Origin of the sequence: Sinomonas sp. P10A9 (genome assembly GCF_041022165.1) — a bacterium.
GTDB lineage: Bacteria > Actinomycetota > Actinomycetes > Actinomycetales > Micrococcaceae > Sinomonas > Sinomonas puerhi.
Genome location: NZ_CP163302.1, coordinates 4059731 through 4072997 on the forward strand (window position 1 = coordinate 4059731; position 13267 = coordinate 4072997).

Genomic DNA, 13267 nt, shown 5'->3' on the forward strand with positions numbered 1-13267 from the left:
GCGCGGCCGCCCCGGTGCTGTGCTTGAGGGCATGGAACGAAGGACCATCCGGACGGCGGGCCGCATTGCCGAAGCGGCATCCTCGAGGCTGCTCGCGGCGGTGCATTCGCCCACGCGGGGCACTCGGCTCACGGTGGTGCTGGGCCGGTGGCTCGCCGGCATGTTCGCTCTGTGCCTGGCCACGGGGTTCTACTCGCACGCGCTCCAGGACCCGGCGACGTGGCCCGGGGCGACGCTCGCCCGGCCCGTGTGGCTGTACGCGGTGACGCAGACCGTGCACATCACGGCCGGGACGGTGAGCGTTCCGCTGCTGCTGGCCAAGCTCTGGTCGGTGTATCCGGAGCTCCTAAAGTGGCCTCCCGTGACGTCCGTGCTGCACGCGCTCGAGCGGGCGAGCATCGCGGTGTTCGTCGCGGCCTCGCTCGTCGAGGTGACGATCGGCATCATCAACACGTTCCAGTGGTACCCGTGGCCGTTCCCGTTCCGCGAGACGCATTTCGCGCTCGCGTGGGTGATCCTCGGCTCGCTGCTCATCCACGTCGCCGTCAAGTACCCGGCGATCGCGGCGCATTGGCGGGGTGCGCGGGATGGGCGCGGGGGGTCCGATCGCTCTGGGCCGGACCGCGCACGACGACGGGTGCTCGCCCTCGTGGGCATCGGCGCCGCGGCCGCGTTCCTCGGCTCCGCGACGCAGAACGTCCCGTGGCTGCGCGACGCGGCCGTGTTCACGCCGCGCAGGCCCGGGCGGGGTTCCCAAGGGCTCGCGGTGAACCGGACCGCGGAGGCGGCGGGCGTCGTCGTGCGTGATGGCGCGGCGGGCTGGGAGCTCGCGGTGGCTGTGGGGGCGAGTGCCCGTCGGTTCAGCCTCGCCGACCTCGAGGCGCTTCCCCAGACGGAGCACGGGCTGCCGGTCGCATGCGTGGAGGGGTGGGTGCAGGACGCGGTGTGGGCAGGGGTGCGGATGCCGGACCTGCTGCGGGCCGCCGGGGCGAGCCGGGGTGACGTCGTGGTGCAGAGCCTCGAGCGCGCCGGCAACAACCGCATGAGCGTGCTCCCGGAGAAGTTCGCGTGGGACCCGCTCACGCTCGTGGCACTGCGGGTCAACGGCGAGACGCTCAGCCCGGACCATGGCTATCCCGCGCGGATCATCGCGCCCGGGCGGCCCGGCGTGCTGCAGACCAAGTGGATCTCCGAGCTGCGGGTGCTCGCAGCCGACCCCGGGAGCCCGGCGTGAGCGCGCGGTTCCTCGTCCGGGCTCTCGCGGTGCTGGCGGGTGCTGCGCTGGTCGGCGTGGGCGGGGCGCTCCTCTTGGGCTCTCTGGCCCTCGGGCAGCTGGTCGGCCTCACGGTGTGGCTCGCGGCCGCCGTCGTGGTTCACGACGGCGTGTGGGTGCCTGCCGTGACGGCGGCGGCCAAGGTCGGGTCGAGGGTCTGGTCGGGGGTCTGGCGAGCGCTTCACGGGGCCAGCCGACCATCCTGAGGTACCGGGGCCGACACTTCATCGCGTGAATGCGCCTCCGTCCCGGCTATCTCCGGCGCAGGAGGCAGACGGGGCGCCCGTTCACGCTCCGCTCAGTGACAGGCTCCCAGCCCGTGTCCGCTGCCATCGCCGCGAGCGCCGCGGGCCCCAGAACTGCCCAGGGGAACTCGTCGCTGAGGTGCCCGCGTGCGTCCCTCAGTCGGGCCGCGAAGGAACGGTCCGTCCACCGACCTGTGGCGGCCTCGACCCAGGCCGAGGCTCCCGGTGCCGTGATCTCGCGGACCCGCGCAAGCAGCGCGGCCGGGTCGCCGCCGATGCCGATGTTGCCGTCCATCAGGAGCACCCCGCCCCATCCGGCGCCTGCTCGGCCGGTCGCGGTGATCTCGGCGCAAGGATGGAAGACCGAACCGAGCACGGCCTCGCCGCCCCTACGGGCGAGGCGGACGGCGCGCTCCTCGACGTCGATGCCCACGGCATCGATTCCCGCTCGGCGTGCCGCGGCGACGAACCGGCCGGGTCCGCACCCGATGTCCAGGACCGGGCCCGTCAGTGCGCCGAGGAGCGCCCGCTCCCCCGGCGTCGCCCGGAACCAGGCGCCAGCATCGTAGCGGGCGAGCGGCTCGGCGCGGGGATCGGCGTCCACATCGATCAGGTCGAGGATGCCGCGGCGGCGGCGCAGCGCCCGAGCGTACGGGTCGCCGCCGCCACGGCCGAAGAATGACCCGGGGCGGAAGGGCCTGTGCCACGCGGGTTTTGTGGCGCCAGTCACCGTTGCTTCCATCCGGTCCTCGAGCCCAAGGCTGGCAGGCTCAGGGCCAAGGACCGCGGTGCCTGCTGGCAGAAGACTCGCCGCCGCGATGGCGTCGGCGGTCACCGCGCAGCCCCCGTCGCGGCGAGCACGCCGGCCACTAGGGCACTGAACTCGGTCCCGGGTAGCTGGGCGGCCACGGCGGCTGCATCTTCGGGAGTATCGACGTCCCGCAGGGTCGGGAGCTCGCGCACCGTGAGCCCCGCGCGGCGCAGCCGGCCGAGCTGCCGCGCGCCCGTGTCCGGCTGCGACATGGGCACGCCCAGGATCAGTCTCCCGTCCGGTTCGGCGAGAGCAAGCGCCCAGAAACCGCCGTCCTGCGCGGCGCCGAACCACGCGTCCGCAGGTGCGCACCCCGCACCATCGGCCGGTGCGCCCCCCGTGGCTGCTCCGCCAACGCCACACCCCCACTCCGCGAGGAGCGGCGCGAGATCGGCCCGTGTGAACTGCGGCGTGTCCATGCCGAGGATGAGGAGCGGCCCATCCACGGCATCACACAGGGCGGCGAGCCGCTCATCCAGACTCCCGTCCGGCTGAGGGACATAGCTGAAACCGGGGATCGTCGCCGTGGCAGGGCTGCCGTCGAAGTAGAGGATCCGCGAACGCACCGGCAGCGACCGCACGGTCTCGAGCGTGGCGCGCAGGCTCAGCGAGGCGAGGTCCGCGGCCTCCTGGGGAGTGAACGCGGGGGCGAGCCGGGTCTTGACCCGGCCGGGCAGGCACTCCTTGGCGACCACGGCGATGGTGAGGTCGTCCGAGCGGCGGGTCTCGGCGTCGTGCCCCCGACGGCGAGCCCGGGACCGGCTGTCGGCGAGCAGGGTCGCCATGTCGTACACGGCCGTGGCGGTGCCGCGGACGGTTCCCGTGACCTTCGAGCGGCCCACCCGCGGGGCGTAGCGCACGGGCTGCTCGACGACGTGCCAGCCAGCCTCGGCGGCGCGCAGGACCATCTCGAGCGGGTAGCCGCTGCGCCGGTCGGCAAGGCGCAGCCCGCGCAGCGCATCGGTGCGCGCAATCCGCATCGGTCCAAGATCGCTCAGCCCGAGGCCGGACCCTGCCCGTAGCAGCGCAGCAAGGGCCCGGTTCGCGAGGCGCGCGTGGAGCGGCCACGCACCGCGGTCGGGGCGACGGGAGCCGAGGGCGAGGTCCGCGCCGTCGTGCGTCAGGAGCGCGAGGAGACCCGGCAGCTCGGCGGGGTCGAGCGAGCCGTCCGCATCGCAGATCGCCACGAACGGCGCGGTCGCAGCCTGCAGCCCGCAATGCACGGCCGCCCCGAAGCCACGGCGTGGCTCGAACGCGACCGTCGCGCCGAGTTGCGCGGCGAGCTCACCCGAACCGTCGGTTGAGCCGTTGTCGACGACGATCGCCCGCCACTCCGCCGGCACCCGGCCGAGGACCCAGGGAAGCGCCGCGCGCTCGTTGAGGCATGGGAAGACTACGTCGACAGGCGCGGGAGTCACGGTGTTCACGCCACCGACGCTAGGCGGAGGGGCGGGGCCTCCACCGCCGAATATCCTTACGGAACGCTGACCGATGCCCCCGGGCACCGCCCGCCCGGTCCGCTCCGCCGCGAGCGGGCCTATCCTGCGAGGGTGAGCACCGACCGACCACGCCCACCCGCCGCCACGCCGCTCGGCAACCGACGCATCCTCGTCGTCGAGGACGAGCTGACGCTCGCCGACGTGGTCCGCGGGTACCTGCTGCAGGCCGGGTTCCAGGTGGACGTGGCCCACGACGCGTTCACCGCGATGCACCTCGCGGCCACCCGCACGCCGGACCTCATCCTCCTGGACCGCATGATCCCCGGCCTCGACGGCGCCGAAGTCTGCCGGCGGCTGCGCGCCGCGACGGATGTCCCGGTCATCATGCTCACGGCGCTCGGCACGGAGGACGACCGGATCGCCGGGCTCGAGGCCGGCGCCGACGACTACATCACCAAGCCGTTCTCCCCACGCGAGCTCGTGCTGCGGGTCGAGTCCGTGCTGCGGCGCAGCCTCAAGGACTTCGATCCCGAGCCGACCGTGGAGGGCGGCGGGATCCGCCTCGATCCCGGCTCGCGCACCGCGACGCGCCGGGGCGAGCCCCTCGCCCTCACGCTGCGGGAATTCGACCTGCTCGCCTTCTTCCTCCGCCACCCGGGCCAGGCGTTCAGCCGGGAGGACCTCATCCGATCGGTGTGGGACTGGACGTTCGGAGACCTCTCCACCGTGACCGTGCACGTGCGCCGGCTCCGGGAGAAGATCGAGGACGACCCGAAGAACCCCACGCTCCTAACCACCGTGTGGGGCGTCGGCTACCGCTTCGACGGCGGCGCGTGATGGCCGCCTCCGCGGTGGTCGGGATCCTCGGCTGGCTCCTGGGCTGGTCCGTGCTCATCACGGCCGCGAGCCTCGGCCTCCAGCGCCTCGCGCGCCGGGCGCCGTTCTGGGTGCAGCTCGTGCTCGTCGTGGCCGCGACGGCGGGGGTGTTCATCGCGGGCATCGCGACGGCGCTCAACGGCATGGCCATCTCCGAGGCCGACCTCTCGGTCCTGTGGCTCATCCTCGCGCTCGCGGCGGCGGTGGCCATCGCGATGTCCCTCGTGCTGGGGCTCCGGCTCTCCCGCTCGACCTCGCGCCTGATTGCCGACGCCGCGCGGATCGGCCGCGGCGAGGTGATCACCGGCGGGCCCCGGCCCTCCGACGCCGGCAGCGCCGAACTGGCCGCCCTCGCGGGCGAGTTGGCCCACACGAGCCGCAGCCTGGACGAGTCCCGCGCGCGCGAGGCCGCCATCGAGTCCGCGCGGCGGGAGCTCGTCACGTGGATCTCCCACGACCTCCGCACCCCGCTCGCGGCCGTGCGGGCCATGGCCGAGGCCCTCGACGACGGCGTTGCGACAGACGCCGCCGACTACCACCGCCGCATGATCACCGAGACGGACCACATGGCCTCCATGGTCAATGACCTCCTCGAGCTCTCCACCCTCGAGGCGGGCACCCTCGTGATCCACGCCGAGCCGCTCGAACTCTACGACCTCGCGAGCGACGTCATGGCCGAGCTCGCGCCCCTCGCCGCCCAGCGCGGCGTCACGCTGGGCGGCGGCCCCTCGGCGTCGTGCCGGGTCCTCGCCGATGCGCGCACCGCGAGCCGCGCGCTGAAGAACGTGGTGCTCAACGCGGTCATGTACAGCATCGAGGGCGGCACGGTCACCGTGGGCCTCGGGCCCGGCGCGGGCGGGACCGGCGAGGTGTGGGTCCAGGACACGTGCGGCGGTATCGGCGCCGAGGACCTGCCGCGGCTCTTCGACCCCGGCTGGCGAAAGTCGGCGTCGCGGACGCGAGGGCCGGGCGGGGCGCCGTTCGTCGGCGCAGGTTCGACGGCGGCGGGCATGACGGCGGCGGGCTCGCCACCGAGCGGCTCGCCTTTCGCCGGGGCAGGCGTGGGTCTGAGCGTCGTGGCCGGGATCCTGCGCGCACATGGCGGAACCGTTGCGGTGGAGAACCGCGACGGCGGCTGCCGCTTCACGCTCGCCTTCCCGCTGGACCAGACGGCTCCCGGCATTCGCTATAGCCCCCACGAGACAGCGCACGACGGCGCGGGGCGGCTTTCTGCGGAACCGTGACCCTCGGCGCCGTGCCCCTCGGTGGCATGCGGACGTCAGCGGCCAGCGGAAACCAGCGACTCGGCGAGGGACCGCATGCCATCGGCAAAGCCGATGCGGGGACGCCAGCCGAGCTCGGCAGTGATCGCGGCGGAGCTTGCCGTGATGTGCCGGACGTCCCCCGCGCGGTAGCGGCCGGTGACGACCGGGCGGATACCGGCGGGCGCCGAGATCGCCTCGGCCACGTCCAGGATCGTCTGCACCGACGGGCCGCCGACGTTGAACACCCGGATCGCCGGGCCGGGCGTCGCCGATGCCTTGAGGAGGGCCCGCGGTCCTTCGCCGCGCGCCAAAGACCCCTCAACGCTCGCCAAAGACCCCTCAACGCGCACCAAAGACCCCGCAATGGCTCGGATCGCGGCGATGGTGGCCTGCGCGACGTCGTCCACGTGGACGAAGCTGCGGCGCTGGCGTCCGTCCTCGAAGACGAGCGGCGCCTCGCCGCGCGCCACGGCCGAGGCGAACAGCGCCGCGACCCCCGCGTACGGGGTGTCGCGCGGAAGGCCCGGGCCGTAGACGTTGTGGTAGCGCAGCGCGATGGCCGTTCCTCCGGTCGAGCGGGCCCAGGCCGCCGCGAGGTGCTCCTGCGCGAGCTTGGTGAGCGCGTAGACACTGCGGGGGTCGGTGGGCGCGTCCTCGGTGGTGAGAGCCGGGAGGAGGACCTCGCCGTCGTGGGCGTCCCGCGGGTCGAACAGACCGGCGGCGAGGTCGCGTTCGCGGCGCGGCGCTGGCCGCACCGGACGGCCGTCCGCCGGGTGAACGTAGGCGCCCTCCCCGTAGACGACCATCGAGGACGCGAGGACCAGGCCGCGCACGTCGTGGCGGGCCATCGCGGCCACAAGCTGCGCCGTCGCGAGATCGTTCGCACCCACGTACGCAGGGGCGTCGGCGATCCCGAGCTCGAGCCCGACCTTCGCCGCGAGGTGGCAGACAACGTCGGTCCCCGGCAGGACCCGCTCGAGCGCTGCGGGGTCCCCGGCGTCGCCGCGCACCGCCGTGACGCCGTCCGGCAGCGAGCCAGGCACTGAGGCGGGCACGACGGCGTCGAGCACAGCGGCGTCGAGCACCGTGACGTCCCAGCCCTCGGCCGCCGCGGCGCGCACCACCGCCGACCCGATGAAGCCCAATCCGCCGGTCAGGAGGAGCCTCATCGCCGCACCGCCACGCGGCCGGGCGCGGGTGCAGCGGGCGCAGGTGCGGCGGGCACGGACGCCGCGGGGGGCGTGGGCACCATGCCAGCTGCCACTCCGCCGGTGGCCGCTGGCCGGCCAGTCGCGAGCAGACCGGGATCCGGCGAGGCAGCCGCGGCCGCCATGAGCCGGGCGACGGCCTCGTCCGGCAAGAGCTTCCGCGGCGCGTATCCCTCGGGGACCAGGCGGGCCGCCGCGAGGAGGACTCGCTCGAAGACCAGGCTGGCGCCCGCTAGGCGCTCCCAGACGGCCTCGGCGGTGACGGCCTCACCAGCGGAGGCGCCGGCGTCGGAATCGGTGACGAAGGCCAGCGCTGCGTAGCCCATGCCGAGCTCGGCGGCGAGGACCGCCTCCGGGTACTGGGTCATCCCCACGAGCTCGGCGCCCGTCTGGGCCAGCGCGCGGGACTCGGCGCGGGTGGAGAACCGGGGGCCATTGATGACGGCCATGGTGCCAGAGGCCGCATACGGGATCCGCGCGTCCGCGAGCGCGGACGCGAGCACGTCCCGGAGACCGGGGCAGTAGGGGTCCGCGGCGGAGAGATGCTGGACGCCAGCCGCCGCGCCGGGGCCGGTGCCGTCGAAGAAGGTGTCCGCGCGGCCCCAGGTGCGGTCGATGAACTGGTCCGGCAGGACGAACGAGCCGGGGGCGAGCTCTGGCACGAGGGAACCGCACGCCGCGGTCGCGAAGACGGCCTCCACGCCAAGGCTCTTGAGCGCCCACAGGTTGGCCCGGTAGTTGACCTGCCGCGGCGCGACCGAGTGGCCGCTGCCGTGGCGCGGCAGAAAGGCGACCGCTGGGCCGTCCGGCCCGTGGTCCCCGGGCCGGCGACCCCCGATGAGGGAGATCGGGGCCGACGCTGGCCCATAAGGGGTCTCGATCTCTGCAACGCGGTCAGCCCCGGGGAGCCTGTAGAGGCCGGAGCCGCCGATGATCGCAACGCGCGCCCGGAAAGGATGGTCATTCACGGATTCCACGAGACCATCGTGCCCGCGGACGCCCGGCGATCCGCCCCTCACGCCTTACGGTTCCGTGACGTCCCAAGGGTGGCCTGCCAGTACACGGATAACCCGCCACTGCCACAGCGCGCCACGAGACGCTGAACTTGAAGGGTGCCACATGCTCCCCACCGCCCCACCACACGACCGTTGCTGGCGATCATCCTCGTCAGCTACTTCATGATCATCCTGGACAACTCGATCATCTTCACCGGCCTGCCGCAGATCCAGGCGGCCATGGGCCTGACCGACACCGACCTTTCGTGGGTGCAGAACGCGTACACCCTCGTGTTCGGCGGCCTCCTGCTCCTGGGCGCCCGCGCCGGTGACCTCCTCGGCCGACGGCGCGTCTTCGTCGCCGGTCTGGCGCTCTTCGGCGTGGCGTCGGCCCTTGTAGGCCTCGCCCCGGCGGGCTGGTGTCTCATCGCCGCGCGGGCCGTCCAAGGCGTCGGCGCCGCCGTCGTCGCGCCGACAGCCCTCTCCCTGCTCACCGCCCATTTTGAGCCCGGGCCGGAGCGCACGCGCGCCGTCGCGGCCTACGGCGCCGTGGCCGGGATCGGGGCGAGCGTGGGCCTTGTGGTGGGCGGTGCCCTCGCCCAATGGGTCTCGTGGCGCGCCGGCTTCCTGATCAACGTCCCCATCGGGGCCGCGCTCGCATGGGCCGCGGTGCGGACCATCCCGGCATCCGCCTCCGCGCGTGGCCGGTTCGACACCGCTGGCGCCGTGCTCTCCACTCTGGGAGTGGGCTCGCTCGTGTTCGGAATCGTCGCCTCGGGGGACCCGGATCTGGCAGGCGACGCCGGCTGGGCGGCGCCCGCCGTCGTCGTGCCTCTCATGGTGGGCGGTGTGCTGCTTGCCGCGCTCGTGCTGAACGAAGCGCGGGCCGCGCAGCCGATCATGCCGCTGCGGCTTTTCGCGAGCCGCGAGCGGACCGGCGCGTATGTGGCCCGCATGCTGTTCGCGGGCACGATGATTGGGTTCTTCTACTTCACGACCCAGTTCCTCCAGGGCGTCTATGGGTTCACGCCGCTCGAGGCCGGCGTCGCATTCTTCCCCATGACCGTGGTGAACTTCGCCGTCGCGGTGTTCGTGGCGCGCCTGACCCGGCGATTCGGCAATGCGGCGCTGCTCGCCGTGGGCCTCGCGTTCACCCTCGCGGGGATCGCGTGGCTCGCGCAGGTCACGCCCTCGACCCCGTATGCGACGGCAGTTGCGCTGCCGATGGTGCTCGTCGGCATCGGCCAGGGTCTCGCGTTCGGGCCGCTCACGGCGGCCGGGATCGCGGGCCTCCATGCGGCAGACGCCGGCGCCGGCTCGGGACTCGTCAACACCGCACACCAGCTCGGAAGCTCGCTCGGCGTGGCGGTTCTCGTGACCGCCGGGGCCGGTACCGGCACTCTGGCCCGCGAGGTGGCGACCGCCTACGCTGGCGGGACAGCCATGCTCGCAGCAGCCCTCGCCGTCGTGCTTCTCCTCATCGCCCCCCGCGAGCTCGCCGCCCGGCGTGCCGCCCCTGCCCGGAAGGAAGCCCATGTCTGAATCCACCGCCCGTACGAGCACGGTCCCGACGGTCACACTCAACAACGGCGTGGAGATGCCGGCCCTCGGCTTCGGCGTCTTCCAGGTCCCGGACCCCGGCGAGTGCGAGCGCTCCGTGGTCGCCGCCCTCGACACCGGCTACCGGCTGATCGACACAGCAGCGGCATATCTGAACGAGGACGCCGTGGGCCGCGCGGTTGCCGCAAGCGGGGTCCCCCGGGAGGACCTCTTCATCACGACCAAGCTCTGGGTCCAGGACGCCGGCTACGAGGCGACCAAGGCCGCGTTCGCGAAGTCCCTGAAGAAGCTTGACCTCGATTACCTCGACCTGTACCTCATCCACCAGCCGCTCGGGGACTACTACGGCTCGTGGCGTGCCATGGAGGAGCTGTACAGCGAGGGGCTCGTGCGGGCCATCGGCGTGAGCAACTTCTACCCGGACCGGCTCGTGGACCTCATCCAGCACAACGAGGTGGTCCCGGCCGTCAACCAGATCGAGACGCACCCGTTCTTCCAGCGGACCGACTACCAGGTGCTCATGCGCGAGCACGGAGTCCAGATCGAGTCGTGGGGCCCGTTCGCAGAGGGACGCAACGCGCTCTTCACCAACCCGACGCTCACAGGGATCGGCGCCGCGCACGGCAGGTCAGTGGCGCAGGTGGTGCTTCGCTGGCTCGTGCAGCGCGGGGTCGTGGCGATCCCCAAGTCCGTGCGGACCGAGCGGATCCGCGAGAACTTCGACGTGTTCGGGTTTGTGCTCTCCGAGGATGAGATGACCCGGATCTCGGGCCTCGACACCGGGGTGAGCGCCTTCTTCGACCACCGCGACCCCGTTCAGGTCACGCGGCTGAACGAGGCCCGCCTTCCGGAGTGAGCTGCTGACAACCTGAGCGGCGCGTTGCCGGTCACTCCGTCTCCTGCGGCCGCGCGAGGCGCAGCTCCTCCGCGTCGAGCTGCGCCTGGATGATGCGCAGGACCGTGTCGTCGATCGTGCGGGCGTCGCGGAGGCGGACCACCGTGGCGCGCTTGTGGCCCAGGAGCGCCAGACGCAGCCGCGTGTACTGGCGCGTCCTGACGATCGCGGGGTCGTCACTGTCGTCGAAGCCGGCGTTCATGGCTGCGAGGTGCTCGTCGTACTCGGCGTGGATGCGTTCGAGGACGTCGTCGTCGATCCGGAGCTCTCGCGCAAGGTCCGGCAGCGCACGGAATGCCTCCTCGGCCGCGGTGCGCTTGGCGAGCAGGAGCTCCTGGGTCACTGACGTGTCCTCTGGGATCCGCGCCCACCGGATCACCCTCGGCAGGGCGAGCCCCTGGACCACGAGGGACGCGACCACCACGAAGGCCGTGAGGAACACAATCGCGTCCCGCTGAGGGTACTGGCCGGCGTCGGGGATCGAGAGTGCGACGGCGAGCGAAACCGCGCCGCGGAAGCCCGCCGTCGTGCTCATCACCCTCGCGCGGTTCGTGGTGCGCAGCTGGCGCTGGTACGGGCGGCGGTCGACGGCGCGGATCACGTAGGCGGAGAGGATCAGGACCGCGAGGCGCGTCAGCAGGATCGTCGCGTACACCGCGACGCCGACGAGGAGGATCTGCCCGATCGCCTGCCCGTTGGCGCGGCCCTCGGAGGCCCAGAGCCCCGCCGCCGACACGGGCAGCTGCAGGCCCACGAGCACGAACAGCGCGCCGTTGAGCATGAAGCTCGCGAGCGACCAGACCGCGACGGTCTGCTGGCGCGTGTACGCCGAGATGGCCAGCGGGGCCGCCTGCGAGAGGTACAGGCCGCACGCAACGACGGCCAGGACCGCCGAGGCGTGGATGAGCTCGGCGCCGAGGAACGCGGCGAACGGGGTCAGGAGCGTGGCTGCGTTGCCGACCATCGCGTTGTCGATCCGCTTGCGGCCCTCGAGCATCGCCCAGCCCACCGCGACCCCCACGGCCGCGCCGCCGAGGAAGGAGTAGAGGAAGTCGGCGGTCACGAGGAGCGGGCTGAAGGCGCCGCCCCCGGCCGCGGCGCTGAGCGCGACACCGTAGATGACGAGCGCTGTGCCGTCGTTGACGAGGCTCTCCGCGCGCAGCGTGGTGAGCTGGCGCCGCGGGAGTGCGCGGCCGAGGGCGGCGACGGCGGTCGCGTCGGTCGGGGCCACCGCCGCGCCGAGGATCCACGCGGAGCCCCAGTCGACTCCTAGCGCGTGCGCGACGGCGGCGACGGCGGCCGCCGTGACCACCACGAGGAGCGTGGCCGAGAGCATGATGCCGCGGATGAACCGGCGGATCTCGCGCAGCGACGTCGTGAGGCTCTCCCAGTACAGGAGCACCGGGAGGAACAGCAGCAGGACGGTCTCCGGGGGCAGGCCGACTCCACGGAACACGGGGATGAGGCTCAGCGCGAGGCCGCAGGCGATCAGGACCACCGGCTGGCTGATCCTCAGCCGCGGCGCCAGCAGGCTCCCGAGGACGACCGCCGCGCCCAAGGCGACGATGAGTTCCAGACCGAGCATGGCCCTTCCTCCGGGTCCGAGGTGTGCCACCGAATGTACGCCGTGTCTGCCCGCTTGGGGAGGTACTGCCGGTACACCGATCAGCGGCACCTCCCACGCTGAGGCTTCGGCGGGTTGACTGGGACTCTGGCCAACCAACCTTCGGAAGGAACACCCATGACTGGCACACCCGTCTGGTTCATCACCGGCTGCTCAACCGGCCTCGGCCGCGCGCTCGCCGAGGCAGTCCTCGCGCAGGGAGACCGCGCCGTCGTGACCGCGCGCGACGCCGGCTCGGTTGCCGGCCTCGCCGACGCCCACCCCGACGCCGCCCTCGCCCTCTCCCTCGACGTCACCGATGCGGCACAGGTCGCCGCGGCCGTCGCTGCCGCCGAAGAGCGGTTCGGACAGGTCGACGTGCTCGTCAACAACGCCGGGTACGGGTACCGCTCGGCCGTCGAAGAGGGCGAAGACGCCGATGTCGCCCGCCTGTTCGCGACCAATGTGTTCGGGCCCGTCGCGATGATGAAGGCCGTCCTGCCGGGGATGCGGGCGCGGCGTTCGGGGGCGATCGTGAACATCTCCTCGATCGGTGCGCGCCTGTGCCCTCCCGGCTCGGGGTTCTACTCGGCCACGAAGGCCGCACTCGAGGGAATCTCGGGCTCCGCGCAGAAGGAGCTCGCACCACTGGGGATCTCGGTGACCGCCGTGGAGCCGGGCGGATTCCGCACTGACTTCGCGGGCCGCTCCCTGACCCAGTCCCCGGCGCCGATCGAGGACTACGCCGAAACGGCCGGCCTGCGCCGCAAGGAGCACGACACCTACCACGGGACGCAGCCCGGCAACCCCGCCAGGGCCGCGCAGGCGATCATCGCGGCCGTCGAGGCCGAGGAAACGCCCGCGTTCCTCCTCCTGGGGCAGGACGCGCTCGCCGGATACCGCGCAGCGGCCGCGGCGCAGGCCGCCGAGGTCGCCGCGTGGGAGTCGGTGAGCGCGTCGACGGGATTCGACGGCTGAGCGCGGGGCGGTAGCCTCGCTGCGTCCGTTCCTGCTCGGTCTGGCCGTGGCGCGGGCCCGGATTCCCGGCGTGTCGGGGATCCGGGCCCCGTGTGGGGCTCGCAGCGAGCAGGAACCGA

Annotated in this window: 12 protein-coding genes; 7 read left to right on the plus strand and 5 right to left on the minus strand. The window is 73.0% G+C overall.

Annotated elements, in window-relative coordinates; all coding sequences use genetic code 11:
- Positions 1-31: 31 nt before the first annotated feature.
- Positions 32-1234, plus strand: coding sequence for a molybdopterin-dependent oxidoreductase (locus tag AB5L97_RS18660; RefSeq protein WP_369045817.1), 1203 nt, complete (start codon positions 32-34; stop codon positions 1232-1234).
- Entirely contained in the window at positions 1231-1479 is a 249-nt protein-coding gene (locus AB5L97_RS18665; protein ID WP_369045818.1) for a hypothetical protein, read from the plus strand. Before AB5L97_RS18660 ends, AB5L97_RS18665 begins: the two co-directional genes overlap by 4 nt.
- Before the next feature lie 46 nt (positions 1480-1525).
- Here the strand turns inward: AB5L97_RS18665 and AB5L97_RS18670 are convergent, their stop codons facing one another.
- Together AB5L97_RS18670 and AB5L97_RS18675 are read right to left on the minus strand one after the other, a co-directional pair.
- Positions 1526-2353 carry a class I SAM-dependent methyltransferase gene (locus AB5L97_RS18670; RefSeq protein WP_369045819.1) on the minus strand — a complete coding sequence of 276 codons (828 nt, stop codon included), beginning with the start codon at positions 2351-2353 and terminating at the stop codon, positions 1526-1528.
- The gene (locus AB5L97_RS18675) at positions 2350-3756 is read right to left on the minus strand and encodes a DUF2064 domain-containing protein (RefSeq protein WP_369045820.1); all 1407 of its coding nucleotides are present in this window, start codon (positions 3754-3756) and stop codon (positions 2350-2352) included. Before AB5L97_RS18675 ends, AB5L97_RS18670 begins: the two co-directional genes overlap by 4 nt.
- A gap of 123 nt (positions 3757-3879) precedes the next feature.
- On the opposite strand from AB5L97_RS18675, the gene AB5L97_RS18680 reads away from it, so the two are divergent.
- Both AB5L97_RS18680 and AB5L97_RS18685 read left to right on the plus strand, forming a co-directional pair.
- Positions 3880-4605, plus strand: coding sequence for a response regulator transcription factor (locus tag AB5L97_RS18680; protein WP_369045821.1), 726 nt, complete (start codon positions 3880-3882; stop codon positions 4603-4605).
- Positions 4605-5888, plus strand: a complete 1284-nt coding sequence (locus AB5L97_RS18685) for a sensor histidine kinase (RefSeq protein ID WP_369045822.1) — start codon at positions 4605-4607, stop codon at positions 5886-5888. The genes AB5L97_RS18680 and AB5L97_RS18685 overlap by 1 nt, the downstream gene beginning before the upstream one ends.
- A gap of 35 nt (positions 5889-5923) precedes the next feature.
- Here the strand turns inward: AB5L97_RS18685 and AB5L97_RS18690 are convergent, their stop codons facing one another.
- Positions 5924-7078, minus strand: coding sequence for an NAD-dependent epimerase/dehydratase family protein (locus tag AB5L97_RS18690; RefSeq protein WP_369045823.1), 1155 nt, complete (start codon positions 7076-7078; stop codon positions 5924-5926).
- A complete protein-coding gene (locus tag AB5L97_RS18695) occupies positions 7075-8094 on the minus strand; it encodes an MTAP family purine nucleoside phosphorylase (RefSeq protein ID WP_369045824.1) in 1020 nt (339 codons plus the stop codon). Before AB5L97_RS18695 ends, AB5L97_RS18690 begins: the two co-directional genes overlap by 4 nt.
- A 135-nt stretch (positions 8095-8229) precedes the next feature.
- Here AB5L97_RS18695 and AB5L97_RS18700 point away from each other — a divergent pair, with 135 nt between their 5' ends.
- A complete protein-coding gene (locus AB5L97_RS18700; protein WP_369045825.1) occupies positions 8230-9654 on the plus strand; it encodes an MFS transporter in 1425 nt (474 codons plus the stop codon).
- Positions 9647-10528, plus strand: coding sequence for an aldo/keto reductase (locus AB5L97_RS18705; protein WP_369045826.1), 882 nt, complete (start codon positions 9647-9649; stop codon positions 10526-10528). Before AB5L97_RS18700 ends, AB5L97_RS18705 begins: the two co-directional genes overlap by 8 nt.
- A gap of 31 nt (positions 10529-10559) precedes the next feature.
- On the opposite strand, the gene AB5L97_RS18710 is transcribed toward AB5L97_RS18705, so the two are convergent.
- A complete protein-coding gene (locus AB5L97_RS18710) occupies positions 10560-12152 on the minus strand; it encodes a Na+/H+ antiporter (RefSeq protein WP_369045827.1) in 1593 nt (530 codons plus the stop codon).
- A gap of 156 nt (positions 12153-12308) precedes the next feature.
- On the opposite strand from AB5L97_RS18710, the gene AB5L97_RS18715 reads away from it, so the two are divergent.
- Complete coding sequence (locus AB5L97_RS18715) at positions 12309-13148, plus strand: oxidoreductase (RefSeq protein WP_369045828.1); 840 nt, start codon at positions 12309-12311, stop codon at positions 13146-13148.
- The last annotated feature ends 119 nt before the right edge of the window (positions 13149-13267 follow it).

Coding starts and splice junctions, on each gene's coding strand:
- AB5L97_RS18660 (WP_369045817.1), top strand. CDS start 32: ATGGAACGAAGGACCATCCGGACGGCGGGCCGCATTGCCGAAGCGGCA.
- AB5L97_RS18685 (WP_369045822.1), top strand. CDS start 4,605: ATGGCCGCCTCCGCGGTGGTCGGGATCCTCGGCTGGCTCCTGGGCTGG.
- AB5L97_RS18690 (WP_369045823.1), bottom strand. CDS start 7,078: ATGAGGCTCCTCCTGACCGGCGGATTGGGCTTCATCGGGTCGGCGGTG.
- AB5L97_RS18705 (WP_369045826.1), top strand. CDS start 9,647: ATGTCTGAATCCACCGCCCGTACGAGCACGGTCCCGACGGTCACACTC.
- AB5L97_RS18710 (WP_369045827.1), bottom strand. CDS start 12,152: ATGCTCGGTCTGGAACTCATCGTCGCCTTGGGCGCGGCGGTCGTCCTC.
- AB5L97_RS18715 (WP_369045828.1), top strand. CDS start 12,309: ATGACTGGCACACCCGTCTGGTTCATCACCGGCTGCTCAACCGGCCTC.